Annotated in this window: 12 protein-coding genes; 10 read left to right on the plus strand and 2 right to left on the minus strand. The window is 64.2% G+C overall.

The window, feature by feature from the left end; all coding sequences use genetic code 11:
- Positions 1-216: 216 nt before the first annotated feature.
- Complete coding sequence (locus tag B586_RS07010; protein WP_054880339.1) at positions 217-3,810, minus strand: ABC transporter ATP-binding protein; 3,594 nt, start codon at positions 3,808-3,810, stop codon at positions 217-219.
- A 171-nt stretch (positions 3,811-3,981) separates the two neighbouring features.
- Positions 3,982-4,539 (minus strand): P-loop NTPase family protein, encoded by a 558-nt coding sequence (locus B586_RS07015; protein ID WP_047315480.1) that lies wholly within the window; start codon positions 4,537-4,539, stop codon positions 3,982-3,984.
- A gap of 52 nt (positions 4,540-4,591) precedes the next feature.
- Between B586_RS07015 and B586_RS07020 the strand changes: the two genes are divergently transcribed.
- The 10 genes from B586_RS07020 to B586_RS07065 all read left to right on the plus strand — a co-directional run bounded on the left by B586_RS07020 (position 4,592) and on the right by B586_RS07065 (position 15,724).
- Positions 4,592-5,449, plus strand: a complete 858-nt coding sequence (locus B586_RS07020) for a TauD/TfdA family dioxygenase (protein WP_054880338.1) — start codon at positions 4,592-4,594, stop codon at positions 5,447-5,449.
- A 33-nt stretch (positions 5,450-5,482) separates the two neighbouring features.
- Positions 5,483-6,529 carry a hypothetical protein gene (locus B586_RS20800; protein ID WP_156406729.1) on the plus strand — a complete coding sequence of 349 codons (1,047 nt, stop codon included), beginning with the start codon at positions 5,483-5,485 and terminating at the stop codon, positions 6,527-6,529.
- A 508-nt stretch (positions 6,530-7,037) separates the two neighbouring features.
- Positions 7,038-8,078, plus strand: a complete 1,041-nt coding sequence (gene truD / locus B586_RS07030; protein ID WP_052915686.1) for a tRNA pseudouridine(13) synthase TruD — start codon at positions 7,038-7,040, stop codon at positions 8,076-8,078.
- 2 nt (positions 8,079-8,080) lie between these two features.
- Entirely contained in the window at positions 8,081-9,460 is a 1,380-nt protein-coding gene (locus tag B586_RS07035) for a hypothetical protein (protein WP_056936235.1), read from the plus strand.
- A 12-nt stretch (positions 9,461-9,472) separates the two neighbouring features.
- Positions 9,473-10,840 carry a B12-binding domain-containing radical SAM protein gene (locus B586_RS07040; protein WP_054880335.1) on the plus strand — a complete coding sequence of 456 codons (1,368 nt, stop codon included), beginning with the start codon at positions 9,473-9,475 and terminating at the stop codon, positions 10,838-10,840.
- On the plus strand, positions 10,837-11,943 hold the full coding sequence (locus tag B586_RS07045; protein ID WP_054880334.1) for a pyridoxal phosphate-dependent aminotransferase: 1,107 nt from the start codon (positions 10,837-10,839) through the stop codon (positions 11,941-11,943). Before B586_RS07040 ends, B586_RS07045 begins: the two co-directional genes overlap by 4 nt.
- Positions 11,940-12,722 (plus strand): tyrosine-protein phosphatase, encoded by a 783-nt coding sequence (locus B586_RS07050; RefSeq protein WP_054880333.1) that lies wholly within the window; start codon positions 11,940-11,942, stop codon positions 12,720-12,722. The genes B586_RS07045 and B586_RS07050 overlap by 4 nt, the downstream gene beginning before the upstream one ends.
- Positions 12,719-13,381: a 2OG-Fe(II) oxygenase gene (locus B586_RS07055; RefSeq protein ID WP_054880332.1), complete on the plus strand. Its 663-nt coding sequence runs from the start codon at positions 12,719-12,721 to the stop codon at positions 13,379-13,381. The genes B586_RS07050 and B586_RS07055 overlap by 4 nt, the downstream gene beginning before the upstream one ends.
- Positions 13,382-13,398: 17 nt before the next feature.
- Positions 13,399-14,412 carry a bis-aminopropyl spermidine synthase family protein gene (locus B586_RS07060; RefSeq protein WP_156406731.1) on the plus strand — a complete coding sequence of 338 codons (1,014 nt, stop codon included), beginning with the start codon at positions 13,399-13,401 and terminating at the stop codon, positions 14,410-14,412.
- Between the two features lie 4 nt (positions 14,413-14,416).
- Entirely contained in the window at positions 14,417-15,724 is a 1,308-nt protein-coding gene (locus B586_RS07065) for an ATP-grasp domain-containing protein (RefSeq protein WP_052915683.1), read from the plus strand.
- Positions 15,725-15,744 lie beyond the last annotated feature (20 nt).

A 15,744-nucleotide genomic window follows, 5' to 3' on the forward strand; every position in this document is an offset into this window, starting at 1 on the left:
GCAGCGACGACGGTTACCGCGAATCGAAGAGTTCGCCAAATCGGCCGTCGCAGTGGGACTCCTGCTCCAGTGCGGCGACGTTGCCAAACGCTCACAGCCACAGTAGTTCACCACACACTCAGGCCAGTTGGGAGATCGCTCACACTTGGGGAGGTAGCGCAATCGTTGGGGAATGGCAGGAGATGCCCACGCAGCAGCCGCGGATCGTCCATGAGATCAAAGATGCGAGCCGGCACGGTGTTTGCTGCCGGTGTAGGCGGCCCATAGTTGCGCATACCGTCCGCCCGCCGCCAGCAGGTCAGGGTGGCTACCGTCTTCGACAATGCGCCCGTTGTCGAGAACCACGACGCGATCGGCATGCAAGGCCGTGGTCAGGCGATGCGCGACGATCAGTGTGGTGCGGTGCCGAGCGAGGCCGAAAGTTGCTCGGTGCACCAGCGTCTCGGTGGCCAGATCGAGAGCCGAAGTCGCCTCGTCGAGCAACAGAATGTCGGGATCCACATGCTGAGCCCGGGCCAACGCGATCAACTGCCGTTGGCCGACCGAGAGATTGCGTCCGCCTGCGGTGAGCACATGCCGATAACCACCATCGAGAGCCGCAACCATGTTATGTGCACCAACCGCTCGCGCTGCCTGCTCGACTTGCCCGTCGGTGGCATCCATCCACCCATAAGCAATGGCATCGCGTACCGTCCCGGCGAATAAATACGGCTCCTGCGTGACGATGCCGAGCCGCCGACGATAACCGTCCAGATCGAGCCCCCTGAGGTCGTGCCCATCCATCCGCACTGCGCCGCTGGTGGGGTCGTAGAAACGCGCGGCCAGCTTGATCAGGGTGGATTTCCCCGCGCCGGTCGCCCCGACGAAAACAACCGTCTGCCCAGCGGGAATCTGCAGTTCGATACCGCCTAGCGCCTCGGTCGGCCGCGACCCGTATCGGAAGTGGACGTCGTCGAACACCACGTCGCCGCGTAGCGATCCCACCGGCAGCGGCGTCGCTGCTGGTGGTGTCCCGCTTGGTGTGCGCAGCAGCCCACGAATGCGTCGCGAGGACACCTCCGCCTGCTGGTAGGTATCGAACACTTGGGACAGCTGATCGACCGGCGCAAAGAGCAGTTCAATGAAGAGCAAAAACGCGATCAGCTCGCCGATGGACAGGGTGCCCGACGCGACTCGGTGTCCACCGATAGCCAGCACAAGCGCCTCCGCCAAGCTGGCCACCACCTGCACGAAGGGGAAATACAGCGCAAACAGGCGCTGCAGCTTGACTCGCGCCTGACGGTAAGCGTCGCTTGATCGGGCGAACACCGCAGCGCTGCGGTCCTCGGTGCGGAACCCCTGAACGATTCGTAGTCCGGCCACATGTTCGCGCAGATCGGCGATGACTGTCGCGTAATATTCGCGTGCCTGCCCGTAGATGCGCTTCGATGTTCGGCGGAAAGCCCAGGTCACAGCGATAAGTAGGGGGAGTGCGGCGAAGACCGGCAGCGCCAACGTGGCATCGATAGCGAACAGTGTTGCCAGGATGCCGACAAACGTGACCACGCTGATCGAGGCCGTCACCAAACTGTGCTCGAGGAACGACACAACGGCGTCCACATCGGTGGTAATCGCAGTGATGATCCGGCTGCCCCCGTCGTGTTCGAAAGCATCGAGCCCGAACCGCAGCGCGTGCGCAAAGATGAGCGACCGCAGCGCGTACAACAGCCGCTCGCCGGTGCGGCCGGTGAGCAGCTCCGCAGCCCACTGCGTGGTCCACTGGACCGCCACCACCACCGCACCGGCGAGGGTGGCGAGCCACAACACCGACAGCACATGCGGCCGAACGCCAGCATCGAGGCCATGTCGGATCAGCAGCGGCAGTAAAAGCGCAGCGCCTGCGTCGAGTCCGACCATCAGGAGACTCAGTGACAGCGGTCCCAGAGATCCACGCAGCAGTCGGCGCACTTCCGCCCCGATGGTTTCGTCCGTGTCGAATAGGGCCGGTTCGACGGCCATCGGTGGGGGTGCAGACTGCGCACTCGCAGACAGCGGCGGGGATTCGTCGGCACTGCGTGCATCGCCGCGAGCACCGGCATCCGGCACGTCTTCCGGCGTGAGCAGCAGCCGATAATGGCGGCAGCGCGCTTGGAGTTCGGCGTGTGTCCCGATATCCACCAGATTGCCGTCATCGAGAACGGCGATTCGGTCAGCGAGTGCCAGAGTGGACCGGCGGCGGACGATGAGCAGAGTTGTATGGTCGGCGATGATCTCACCGAGCGCGGCCTGGATCTCGGATTCCGTGGCGGCATCGACAGCGGATGTGGGGTCGTCCAAGAGGAGCAGCAGCGGCTGGGGCAGCAATGCTCGAGCCAGGGCAATGCGTTGTCGCTGTCCTCCGGACAGCGTGAGGCCACTCGCACCGATCAGCGTGTCGTATCCGTCCGGCAGTGCGGCGATGAACCGGTCGGCTCCAGCGGCCCGCGCGGCAGCGACGACCTCCTCGTGGCTCGCCTCCGGGCGGCCATAGGCGATGTTTGTCCGCACCGTGCCGGTGAACAGGAAGGCATCCTCAGGGACCAGGCCGATAGCCGCGCGCAGTGATTCGAGTGTCAGGTCGCGTACGTCGCGCCCGCCAATTCGCACTGCACCGTCGGTGACGTCGTAGCAGCGGGCTGCCAGCTGTGCCACCGTGCTCTTGCCGCTGCCCGCTGCGCCCACAAGCGCCAGCGTCTCACCCGGCCGGACACGCATGGTTAGGTCGCGCACGACTGGTTGGTCCGGGTCGTAGGCAAAGGTCACATGATCGAATTCGATGGTGGGCGGCGCGTTCGGCGGCAGTTGCTCGGTGCCGTCGACCAGTGTCGGCCGGCTGTCGATCAGTTCGAATACCCGCTCCGCCCCAGCCCCGGCCCGCTGCCCGGTGGTGAGCGCCGCCGCCATGTTGCTGACCGGTTTTGACAACTCAGCCAGATAGGTCGAGAACGCGAGAAAGGTGCCGATGGTGATCTGGCCGTTGGCTGCCAGCCAGCCGCCGAGCGCGATCAACGCGACCTGCCCTAGTAGCGGCACGTTCCGCAGGCCGGGCTCATAGCGTGCCTGCAGCGCCACAACTCGTAACTGCGCGCGATAAAGGCGGCGGGCCGCCACAGAAAGCTTGGCCATCTCCTGGTGCTCTTGGCCGAAGCCCTTCACCACCTGCAAACCGGACACCGCCGCGTCCACGACACCAACGACCGCCGCCGTCTGCTCCTGGGCTTGCGCAGTGGCGGGCTGTAGACGCTGTCGACTGCGGTGGGCAATGAACCACAGCGGCGGCACGACCAGTATCGCGATCAGGGTCAGCGGCGGCGACAACGCGACCATGACCACGATGGCCAGCAGGAACAGCAGCGCCTCACCGAACACCACGGGCAGCAGATAGAGAAGGTTTTGGACGAGTTGGAGATCGCTGGTGATCCTGCCGATCACCTGTCCTTTACTCAGCCGATCCTGCTGGGCGCCGTCCAAGCGCAGCAGTGCCGCGAACACATCCCGGCGTAGCTCGTATTGCACGTGGTGAGCGATTCGTCCCGCGTAGTAGCGCCGCACATAGTTCAAGCCGTAGGCCGCGATGGCGGCGGCGACGAGGACAGCAATCCAGGGGTGGAGCGATTCGCGGTGCGCTGTGATCGCATCGTCAATAATGACCTTGAAGACCAGCGGCACCAGCGCGGTGATCACCGTTGCAGCCACTGCGGCGGCGAACCCCACCAGCAAATCTCTTCGATAGTTCTGGATGTACCCCAATAGCCGCCGCCACCACGGCGTCTTCGGAGTAGTGTCTAGCACCCGAATTCCCTTCCGCCCGGTACTCGTGCGAAGAGGTATCACAGCCTGTGGGTCTACTATCGCGCGAATGCCCTAAGGGGATGCTGTTTTTCCCTTTTGGGTAGGTATTCGTTGCGATAGCCGATAAACGACGGAATGGCGTTGCTAAAGTCGGGCCGGATCGATATTGGACTAGCTGTGCCCCAGCCTCGACCGCCGTGCTAGAGGCCCCTCGTCGGGCAGCATCGCCAGCCAGCGTCGTGCGTGCCCCGCCGAAACCAGCTGCACCACCTGGACCTGCGGGTATTTGGCGATTCGTGCGGCGGTTTCGCGGCGGCGCACACCGTGCTGAGTCCAGGCCCAGCGCACCGGGTGAGTGGGGCTGAAGATCAATGCGTGCCACGACTCCCGATTGCCGTTCCACAGCGTCCGGCGCGTGATCACCCGGGCCAAAGACCGGCGAACGACCCGCCACATCACCGTGCGCCGTGGCAGATCCAGCCACACGATGGTGTCAGCGTATTCCCACAACAAATCTCCGAGAAAATAATGATACTGATCGTCGCAGATCCAGCGACTTTCATCGGCGAATCTGCGAACGTCCGCTTCGAACGATTCCCGTTTGACCCAGCCGGGACCATGATGTAACGCATCGAGTTCGTGATATGGAATGGCGAGCCGCGCGGACAGTCGGGCGGCCAATGTGGACTTGCCGGAACCGGAGATACCGCCAATGAGAATTTTTTGCATTGCCGAGAACTCCTGTGACGATCGCCGATAGGAGACGCCGATAGGAGAATATATGAGTTGGCCAGCTCGCGTCGCCTTTGCCGCTGCCGAGCATGAGGCCCTGCGTGCCGCCGCAGCCCCCTGGACCGTGTCGGCGATGGATGACCTCGGTGTGCAACGTGGCGTTGTCCGCGATGCGTGCCGGCGCCTGCCTACCCTGCGACAGACGCTGCACACCCTGGAAGCCGCTGTTCGGCAGACCGGTGCGGTGATCGCCACCGGTACGCCGTTGGACGATCAGGTGTTGATTGCGGTGGCGAGCCTGTTCGGGCGGGTAACCGCCGACGGCAATGGCCCCCCACCCGGACAGCTGGTCTACAACCTAGTTACCGGCCCGGAGTCCGGCTACGACCCCGCAGCGCTGCAGCTGCACACCGATTCCGTGTTCGAGGCCAGCCCGGCTCCGTATATGGGCCTGGCATGCGTCCGGCCGAGTGCCGAGGGCGACGGTCTGACCACGCTCGCCCGCGCCGATAGCGTAGCGGCGCGAGTGGGCGAGATTGATCAGCGCCATCTCGAACTGCTGCAGGATCGGTGCTATCCGTTCGCGAAGATCCGCAACCGGGTGCCGCAGCAATTCCCGGTCCGAACCGCCATATTGACCGTGCAGGACACCGACGTCACGACCGTTTTCCACGGCCGACACGTCCGCGAGGGCATGCAGCTGCGGCCGGAAGCGGTTGACTCGGAACACCGTGCCGCACTGCACACATTCGAGGCGGTGCTCGACGATCCGTGCTCGGCGACCACCCTGCTGCTGCAGACCGGCGACCTGCTGCTTGCCGACAATCGACGCGTGCTGCACGGCCGCTCGGCGGTACGCTCTACTGGGTCGCGACGGCATGTGAAACGACTGAAAATCGCCGACTAGCAATCGATCTGGTTCCCGGTGCACTGTGCGCCTTTGCTTTCGAAAAATATCTGGACGGAAAAAATGTCGACAAATGAAAATCTGGCTGAGCTGGCGCGGGAGGGTTACCTTCCCACGGACGTCAATACCGGCGATGGTGTTGTCACGTTCAGTAAGCTAGCGCACGCCTCATTTCGTGAGTCCTTTTATAGCCAGACCGTGGCCAGCGTCGACGCCGGGATGTCTAAACAAATCCCCTTTCATGCGATTGTTGACCAATTCTCCGATCGAGGTGACGATCAACACCTTCGCCTTATTGCACATACCTCTCGATGCGGGTCGACGCTGCTGTCCAACCTGCTATCGTTAAGGTCCACAACTATGGTTCTCAAAGAGCCGGACTTCGTTACCCTCATGGCACGAAGAATTGCTCTTGCCCCGCACTCGTCAGAAGCCGAGAACTTTGATTCTCTCATGACTGCTTTGCTAAATTTCAGCTGTCACGTCGCGGCCGCTTCGGGCCGTGAACTCGTCATCAAACTCATGAGTTGGATCTCACCTTCCGTGCTGGCCAGCTTGAGCAATTGCCGAAACACCACATGGCTGCTGGTGTGGCGCGAACCCGAGAAGGTGGTCGCGTCCAACATGGCAAAGCACCCGTCGTGGGGCAGAGACACCGAGGAGGGGTGCGCCGCTCGATGCGCCACCGGGATCGCCGACATTGCTACCGGAAGTGCCGAGCTTTATGCGCATACCTGGTCCCGGATCGTGGACAGTTTCACGTCGATGGACAGTGGCCTTCGCTGGCGCACATTAGAATACGAGGATCTGACCAGCAAGAAAGCGGCTTCCTTCGTTGCGGTCGAGGATTGGTTTAACCTCACCACCGCCGCTGGACTGCCGGACAAGTTTGCTGACGAGAGCAGCAGATACTCGAAGGGATCCGGTGCGGAAATCTTTGAGCCAACAAAGGCTCATCGCCGCGCGCCACTAGAGTCAAGTCAAGAAAGAAAAGTTAGCGTTATCACGAAGCGAGCGCTGAACACACTGCGCTCCGATAAGCGCCATCGGTTATGGACTGGCGGCCTGGGCTCGGCTTAACCCGCGAGTTTCGACAATCCGACGAGCAAACGGTGCGTCCGGAGTCCGGCGTTAGCGCAGTGGACGCGCGGCCATCGCTGCGAGACCGAGACGAGACAAGGCTGCGGTGCCCAGCGATCCGTACGGTTGCTGCGCTGTGACATCGATCGCTCGATTATTTGCGCCGTTGTCTGCGCGGGCAAACAGTATGCCAGTTTTGAGCGGAATCGCACGACGAAATGTCTTCATGTATTCACGGATTAGCCGTTTCGCAGCCGAGGAATTCCCTCCCATGCAGGCCTGATGTCCCTTTGGGCAGAATTGACTCGAGGTGCGGATGGTTGTCGTCCATCGCAAGCTATGCTCTCAGTACTATAAATCCCGACCGCCCAATTTTTGACGCGATCGATGGTATCGTTCGGCAATTCACGCCGCACTCCCCGTGAGGATGAACAGGATGCCAGTTCTGAAGAACACTGCTTCCGATCCGATCGCCGGCCATCAGGATGCCCCCGTGAGGATGGACAGAATGCCGGTTCTGAAGAGCACCGCATCTGATTTCCGGGTCTCCGAGGCAATGGCGGTCGCTGTCTCCGACCCCGGCCCCGGAACTCACCATTACGTGTTGCTGCATAAAGCCGGGTACACGACGTTTGAGGCCGCCGACGCGGTGGCCGAATTTTTCGGTACCTCGCCGGCGGACGTCAGATACGCGGGTCTGAAAGACGAGGACGGTGTCACCGACCAATTCCTTGCGGTGGCAGGCGAATTGGATGCAAGCCGCATCGAGGAGTTCAACAGAACCCACGGCATCCAGGATGAGCCCGACGGGCCGTGGATGCGGTTGCGGCACTATGGGCACAGCGTAGATCCGCTGGGTCCGGGAGAGCTCGACGGCAACAGCTTTCGTATCGTGGTGCGCGGGATCGACGCCGACCAGGCCGCACAGCTTCGCGCTATCCGAGTTCGAACGTTCTTCTTCGTCAACTACTACGACACGCAACGATTCGGTGTACCCAACGGGCCCAAGCAGACTCATCTGATCGGCCAGGCGCTGCTCGACGGGGATCATCGGCGCGCATTCGACTTGCTGCGCTCCTCGCGGTCACCGGAGGCGCGGCTGTGCGCGGATTTCACCGGCACACCCGAGGACTTCTTCGCTGCCCTCGACCCGCGCAAGGTGGCGTTTTATCTCTGCGCGCAAGGCTCCGACGAATGGAACGCACAGGTTCGGGCACTTGTTCGCGAGTCTGCGGCCGGTGCCGCGATCGAGGTCGAGCGGGACGGCATTCCCTACGTGTTTTCTCGCCGGTCAGATACCGCGCTGGAGGTGCTGCGCCGCGGTGAGGGTTTGCGCTGTCGCAGCTACCGGTGGTGCGACGGCACGATGGTCGCCGAAATGTCGGCTCGCCCGCTGGTCGTGCAGGTGCGGGTGCGGGTCAGCGATGTGCGTGTCGACGAAACCGTCCCCGGGACGTGGCGATGCACTTTGGCCTTTTTCCTGCCCAGCGGCTGCTACGGCACATCCGCGGTGACGCAGTTCTTTGTCACCCTGCCCGAGCTGTTATGACCATGACGACCACCGCCTCCGCATGGACTGCAACAGATTCGGTGATCGCCGACTCCCTGCTGATCGAAGGCGGTCGGCCGTTGCACGGTGACGTGCGGGTAGGTGGTTTCAAACATGCCCTCGTCACCGTGATCGGGGCGGCCGTGGTCGGACGGGCGCCGGTGACGATCACCAATTGCCCTGAGATCGAAGAGACCCGGGTGCTGGGTGAGTTGCTGCGCCGCGCCGGTGGCCTGGTGACCCGCCGGCCCGGCTCACTCACACTGACTCTCGGCGGACTGCGCGACGAACCCCTCGATCCCGCGCTCGCCGCCCGAATCCACGGCGCCGTCTATCTGGTCCCCGGGTTGCTGGCCCGGTTCGGTCGAGTGCAGCTGCCGCCGGCCGGCGGCTGCCGGATCGGCGACCGGCCCGCCGGTGGGCGGCCGGTCGACCAATACCTGGCTGTGTTGACTCGCTTCGGTGCCCACGGGCAGGTAACCGCCGACGGGGCGCTGTCGGTCGTCGCCGACCGGCTCACTGGCTGCGAAATCGACCTCCGGGAGTTCATGGCTGATCCGGTCCTGCTAAGCGGCCCACTGTATTCCGGGGCCACCAAAACCGCGATTCTCGCGGCAGCCGCCGCGCACGGCACGACCCGACTGCACTACCCATACCCCAAACCCGATGTCACCGAGCTGGTTCGGGTGCTGTCGGCCATGGGTTGGTCGATCTGGCGACCCGATCCGACCCAGTTGGTCATCGAAGGACGCCCGGACCGTGGCGAACCTCGGCCGGTGAAACATGCTCTGATCAGTGACCTGATCGAGGTGGTGACGTGGGCGACCGCGGCGGTGGTGACTGGCGGTTCGATTCGGTTGAGCGGCCTCACCGGCGGCGCATTGGCGGCTGGCCTAGCACCAGAAATCACGCTGGCGCGCCAGATGGGCCTGCGATGGGAACCCGACGGCACGGACGCGGTGGTCGTCGGGCCGACGCCACCAGACCGGCCGGTTAATGTCACGGTGGCCTCGCACGGAATCTACAGCGACAGCCAGCCGTTCCTGACGTTGCTGGCGACCCTGGCCCCGGGTCTATCGCACATCCGAGAAACGGTCTGGCAGAACAGGTTTTCCCATGTGCCCGAGCTGAATCGGCTGGGTACTCGGATCGACCTGATCGGTGATGCGGCCCGCATCACCGGTCACCACCCACCCGTGCGGGCCGCGAAGCGGCTCAGCGCAGCTGACCTGCGTGGTGCGTCGGCGCTGTTGCTGGCCGCGCTCCGGCCCGCCGGCATGACCCAGTTGACCGGATCCCACCACCTCGCCCGCGGCTACCAGGACCTGGTGGGCGACCTGCGCCGGCTCGGCGCCCGCATCAGTGCCGAACCAACCGAGTAGGGAAGGACGCCGATGCCCAGCGGACAGGAAAACACGTCCCCCCGGATCCTGGTTATCTGGCCACCCCAGGTCCTGAGCTACTTCAATGCCGGTCACCATCTCGCCCTTTATCAAGTCACCGGCCATCTGCGTAGCAAACTGCCGCATGCCGACGTCCGGGTCTGCGATGCCAGTGTGGAACGGATCACCTGGAAAGACCTTGGTGATGATCTGTACCAAAGCCAGTACGACCTGATCGCGGTGATGAACGACTTCGACGGTGTCGACGGCCTCGGTCGGTTCCTGAGCTACGCTCACGCGCTGTGCCCGGGCAGCCGAATCGTCACCTTCGGGCGGCTCAGCGGTATGAATCCTGGCTTCTTCCAGCAGTTCGACCTGGATGCCGTGGTGCACACCGGCGACTTCGAACCCGGTGTGCATGCCGCGGCCAGCATATTCCTGGGCCTCGATCAGGCCACCACGGCGGCCGGTGTGCATCTGCGCCGCGATGGTTGCTGGATCGCCCCGGTGCAACCCGGTGCGCTGCTCGACCCCCAGGAGTGGGTGCTTCCGCAAGTCGACGAGATCCCCTACCACCGATACGACGAGATGTACGGCAACGATGCCAACAAATTCTGCGGCATCCCCAAGCGGCGCGAACTCGTCGTCCCGGCCGCGCGGGGCTGCCCACTCGGCTGCTCGTACTGCGAGGTGCACCCGATCTTCGGTAAGCGGGAGCGTCGGCTCAGCGTTGACCGCGTGCTCGCTTACATCGAGGACTCCTTCGCCAAGGCGCCGTTCGAGTACGTGGCTTTTTATGCGCCGACCTTCACGCTGGATCGCAACTGGGTTCGCGACCTGTGCGACCGTCTCATCCGGGCCGGTTCGGTGTATCCGTGGAAATGCGCCACCACGATCCATCACCTTGACCGGGAATTGGTGCAGCGGATGGGTGCATCCGGCTGTGTGCGGGTGAGTGTGGGCCTCGAGACCCTCGAGCCCGCCGGTCACGGCGCGTTGCCGCGGGCCAAACACACCTCCGATGCCAACCTCGACCAGCTGGCCAGGTGGTGCGCCGACGCCGGTATCGAGCTGAATTGCTTTGTCATCGTTGGCCTCCCAGGCACCACCATCGCGGGCGCCCAACACACCATCGAGACTGTGCATCGTCTCGGTGGCCGGGCCCGGCCCACGATCTATTGCCCTACGGGGCGAATGACACCGGATATGGCTGAGGCCGAGATAGCCGGCTACAACCGCCAACTGTTCGTCGCCGGCTCACACGAATTCACTCCCGCGGAACTGTGTGCCGCCTACGGGCTGGTCTTCGGTCCGCAGTGCGACCAGACCACCGTTTTTGAGCAGATCCCACCGCACCAGCCGGCTGCTGCATCGCTATGAAGACCGACAGTGCGCGCGACTCGCCTTTTGGCCACGTTGGCCTCGGCGGAATGTTCCGCAGCAGCCGGACCCGGCGTCCGGGCGAGGTCAACCTGAAAAGTTGCGGATTGCTGCACCGCAGCGCCGCCGAATTCCACGCCGCCACACTGAGCCACATCGACCCGATCGAGGTGCTCAGCTATCCGGTCTACGACGAAACCTATGCGCTGGCTGCTGAATATCTCGGCGTCAACACCGACATGCTGGTGTTGACGTCAGGCAGCGACCCCGGCTTGGGACTGTTGGTGCGGGCCTTCCCGGCAGCCAAACGCATTGTGCTGCACACGCCGAACTTCGAAGGCTGGTCGAAGTTCGCCGTCATCGCGGGGGCAACCCTCGATCCGGTTCCGCCGTCGGCGCACACCGGCCAGTTCCAGTTCACCGATCTGCTCGACCGGCTCGGTCAGGGGCCGCCCGCCTTCGTCGTGCTCACCCAACCACACAGCTACACCGGGCAGGTCCACACCGCCGCCGAGATCGAGGAACTGGCGTACCAGGTCGGCCGGCACGGCAGCCTGCTGGTGCTCGACACCGCTTACCTGGCGTTCACCGAGGGCGGCGAGGACCTGGTACGCGGTGTCGTCGGTCTGCCTCACGTGGTTCGGGTCAACAGCTTCTCCAAAAGTCATGGGCTGTCCGGCGCTCGTATCGCTGCCCTCGCCCTACATCCCACCCGCGCGAATAACCTGTTCGATCTGGATCCCGAGGGGACGATCTCGGGTGTCGCGCTGGCACTGCTGCGCGCCGCGCTAGCCGAACCCGCGGTGTTTGACACGATCCAGGCCGAAGTGCGGCGGCTGCGGGAACTCTTCGCGGCATTGATCGACGAGTCCCCGTTTGGTTGGCGGGCCCGACCCAGCGGCGGGAACTTCGTGACCTTCGACGCACCCGAACCCGCTGCGATCGCCGCCGCCCATGCCTACTTGCAGCAGCACGGCGTGATCACCCGGGATCTGTCCGGGCTGCCGGGATTGACCGCGGCGATCCGGATCGCGGTCGCCGACGAGGCGATCATGTTTCGAGTCGTCGATCTGCTGACCGCGTGGCATCGGGAGTCCACATGACGTCAGTCTGCGCTAGGCGAACGGCGGTCGGCACCCGGCTGATTCGTGTGCCAGGACTGCCCAACGTGCGCGACACCGGCGGTTTGCGCGGGCCCGGTGGTAGCCGGATCGGTCCGCGGGTGCTGCTGCGCGGTCCCGCGCCCGGGCCACAGACCTCGGCCGCGGTGTTTGCGCTCGGCATCCGGACCATCGTCGACCTGCGCCACCCCGACGAACGAGGCGGTGCCGACTTGCCGCATCACGTCGGCACCCGGGTACTGCGCCGACCGTTGAGCGCCGACATGACGGGCATCCGGGGAGTGTGTCGTCCGCAGCCGCACGCCTACCTTGCACACTATCGGCTGCTGCTACCGCAAGCGGCCGCGGTGGCCGCAGAGATCATCGACCTGATCGCCCAGCCCGCCACCGCGCCCGTGTATGTGTGCTGCACCTTCGGTAAGGACCGGACCGGAGTGGTATCCGCGCTGGTGCTGCGGGCGCTGCGGGTTCGGCTGGTCGACGTCGGGAACGACTACGCACTCACCGCCCGCTGTTACCGCAGCTGGCATCGCGACGATCCGCTGCCCGAGTGGGCCGCCGACTACCGGCCGGCCGATCTCGCCGCACGGACCGTGACCGCGGCGCACACGATGCGGCTGCTGTTGGTCGGCATCGAACAAGCCCATCACGACCTACGCAGCTATCTGGAAGCGCACGGGTTGCAGCGGTCGGCGTGGTCCGACGCGATGCGGCGAATGTATCGGCACGACCTGCCCGAACTACCCGAGAAGGAACGATGACCATGCCGGTGCTCGATCTGGCCGCCATCGAACGGGCCGAGATACACGAGGACCCGTACCGCCACGCCGTGATCCGGCACTCGTTTGTCAGCGATGCGGTGGCTCGGACGCTGCGCGACGAATTCGCGTTGAACGGCTTCACCCGCAACGAGCGAGATGACACAACGCAGGGCCGAAAACGCTATCTGATGTACAACCTGCAAGTGGTGGCGGCCAGCGAACCGGTGGCGGACACCGTCGCCGGGCTCTCTGCGACGTGGCAGACGCTGATCGGCGAACTACTCGACGACCGCTACCGGGCCGCAGTCGCCGAACTCACCGGCGCCGATTTGGCGGGCTGCACGATCGAGGCCCGCCTGGATCGATACGGCCAAGGCTGCTGGATCGAGCCGCACACCGACCGGGCGGACAAGGTCGTCACCCAGTTGGTGTACTTCAACGAGTCCTGGCTCGAGGAATGGGGCGGCGAATTCCGGGTGCTGCGCGGCCCGCAGTTCGATGCGTACGCACGTCGAGTCATGCCGCACCTGGGTACCTCAGTGATCATGCGCCGCTCCGAGAAGTCCTGGCACGGGGTGCCACCGATCACGACCGCTGTCCAAGGTAGCGGACCGCAGCGGCTATCCCTGCTGGTCCATTTCGTCCGCGACCCGGACTGACCCTTGATGGAGTAGATGTGAGTGTCCTGAATTCGGTATCGCCACCCGTGAGTGCCGATCTCGCCACTGTTGTACGAGTGCTGCGGGGGTTTGGACCGGCCCGGGTTCCCGACATGCTGCGCCGCTGTCAATTGGCCGACCGGCAGCTGCTGCCGGCACTCGATGCGGGGCTGGCAGCCGGGCGCATTGTCCGCGACGGGGACCGCTACCGAGTCGCCGAAGTGCCCGACCCGACACCGGCCCAGCTCGCCACCGAGCTGTTCAATCCGCATGCGCGGCTTAACGACAGGGCCGCACAGTGGTTACGCCGCTTGCACGAACTGGCCGCCGACCGGCCCAGCGAGCACGACGAGTGGCACCAGCGGCGCGTCACCCTGCGTTCCTCGCTGCTGCGTCCGCTGTATCTGCATTACCGTGGTGACGTCGCCGACCGCGACGTCACCCTGATCGGCGACAACGACCTCACCAGTGTCGCAATGTTTCTGGTCGGCGGATTCCGCAGCATCCGCGTCCTCGAAGCCGACCCATCCGTGGTGGAATTCCTGGTCAAGACGTTCGACCAGCTCGACGCCGGCAAAACCCAAATCCAAGCCCAAGTCAAGGTCCAAATCCGCGAGTTCGACGCCCGCCAGCCGCTACCCAACGATCTGTACGACAGCGCCGACGTGGTGATGTGCGACCCCTCGCGGCGGCTATACCGCAGCTTTTTCGCGCGCGCCGACGAGTTGCTGCGCGACGACGGAGTGTTCTACACCTTCGTCAACCCAAGCCATTCACCCGCAACGGGGCAGTTCATTTTCCAACGGGATGCGATCGCGGCAGGGTGGATCCTCACGGACAGCATCCCCGTCATCAACGAGTCTCCGGTGCGAGCGGGCAGGGTAGCGCCCCAGCACCAGGCTCACTATCCCGATCCAGGAGATCACGACGACGCCATCTCGTTCACCGAGAGCCTGGTGCGTTTCGTGCGCGGCCCCGGTCTGGACGCCGAGGACGAGATTCGCCGGACGGTCCACGACCGTGCGGACTAATCCGATGACCGCAGCAGATTCCGGGGCATCGAGCTTTTTACTGCTCAACACCAAGAAGATAGTGCACCGGTTGCTGGACTGGTTTCCGGACTCGCGCAGCGAAGTGGTGCTGGTAAGCACGCCGGCCGCCCTGGCGGCGTCGGGACTTGATAACCCGGACGCCCACTTTCGTCATGTGCATTCGGTGAGCGGGTTTGCCGATCCGTCGCTCGAGGAGGAGTTGTTCCAGCTGTGCTGCCAGTTTGGCGTTGAGCGAATCCTGTCGACCGGTGAGCGCGAGGTATTGCCCGCGGCGCGGTTGCGCGAACGCCTGGGCTTGCCGGGTATCGACGTGTCGACCGCGACCGCTTTCCGGGACAAGTTCGTCATGAAATCGATCCTCGCCGACGCTGGATTGCCGGTGGCGCCGATGCGTCGGGTGGATAGCGTTGCGGCACTGCGGGACTTCGCTGCCGAAGTCGGATATCCCGCAGTCGTCAAGCCGCTCGATCGTGGTGGTTCGGCGGGAATCCAGGTGCTTAGCGACGCCGACGATCTGGAGGCGGTCATCGGCGGACTAGACGCTGCGGTGTGGTGTGCGCCCATGCTCGCCGAGGCGTGGATAGCGGGTGATTTCTATCAGGTCAACGGTTTGATGGACGATGGCGTCGTGGTGCTGGGCCAGCCCTGCTACAACCCGTACTCCGGTTGGCTCTCGGTTGCCTTCCACGTTCCCAACATGAACGGCATGCTCCCCGAAACCGACCCATTAGCCGCCCGTCTTCGGGCGGCGACCACGCAGGTTTTGGCCGCGTTGCCGACCGTACCCGGTGTCAGTGCGTTCCACGCGGAGTTTTTCCACACGCCTGACGACCAGCTGGTGTTGAACGAGATCGCTTGTCGCGCCGGCGGAGGGGCGATTGTCGATACCCACGAGGCAGTGTTGGGGGTGAATCTGCACGGCGCCGGCCTGCTCGGGCAGGCGGGACGCCGGGTTCCATTACACGATGCGCCCACGATGCCCAGGCAAGGATTTGCACACTTTCCGCCTGCGTGCGGTGTGTTGCGTGAGATCCCGGTCCGCTGCCCGCTGCCCAATGTTCTCACTTACTCAGTGTCTGGCGAGTGTGGTCGCGCCTACCACGGTGCAGAAAGCCTCGGACCGACCGTCGCGAAGATGACCTTCACGCTGTCCACCTCCGATGTGCGAGCCGAGTTGCGCCAGATCGAGCAGTGGTGGGAACGAAACACGGTGTGGGAGAACCGGACGAGCGGTGTGCCCAATGGCGCAGCGTGGCTTTTACAACCGACACGCAATGCGAAGAACCGATGATTGTCCCGGGCATGTCGGGC

It is taken from the genome of Mycobacterium haemophilum DSM 44634 (assembly GCF_000340435.2).
Classification (GTDB): domain Bacteria; phylum Actinomycetota; class Actinomycetes; order Mycobacteriales; family Mycobacteriaceae; genus Mycobacterium; species Mycobacterium haemophilum.

What these genes read in the sequence shown, in the direction of transcription:
- B586_RS07015 (WP_047315480.1), bottom strand. Translation starts at nt 4,539, where the DNA reads ATGCAAAAAATTCTCATTGGCGGTATCTCCGGTTCCGGCAAGTCCACA.
- B586_RS07020 (WP_054880338.1), top strand. Translation starts at nt 4,592, where the DNA reads ATGAGTTGGCCAGCTCGCGTCGCCTTTGCCGCTGCCGAGCATGAGGCC.
- truD (WP_052915686.1), top strand. Translation starts at nt 7,038, where the DNA reads ATGCCGGTTCTGAAGAGCACCGCATCTGATTTCCGGGTCTCCGAGGCA.
- B586_RS07035 (WP_056936235.1), top strand. Translation starts at nt 8,081, where the DNA reads ATGACGACCACCGCCTCCGCATGGACTGCAACAGATTCGGTGATCGCC.
- B586_RS07040 (WP_054880335.1), top strand. Translation starts at nt 9,473, where the DNA reads ATGCCCAGCGGACAGGAAAACACGTCCCCCCGGATCCTGGTTATCTGG.
- B586_RS07045 (WP_054880334.1), top strand. Translation starts at nt 10,837, where the DNA reads ATGAAGACCGACAGTGCGCGCGACTCGCCTTTTGGCCACGTTGGCCTC.
- B586_RS07050 (WP_054880333.1), top strand. Translation starts at nt 11,940, where the DNA reads ATGACGTCAGTCTGCGCTAGGCGAACGGCGGTCGGCACCCGGCTGATT.
- B586_RS07055 (WP_054880332.1), top strand. Translation starts at nt 12,719, where the DNA reads ATGACCATGCCGGTGCTCGATCTGGCCGCCATCGAACGGGCCGAGATA.
- B586_RS07065 (WP_052915683.1), top strand. Translation starts at nt 14,417, where the DNA reads ATGACCGCAGCAGATTCCGGGGCATCGAGCTTTTTACTGCTCAACACC.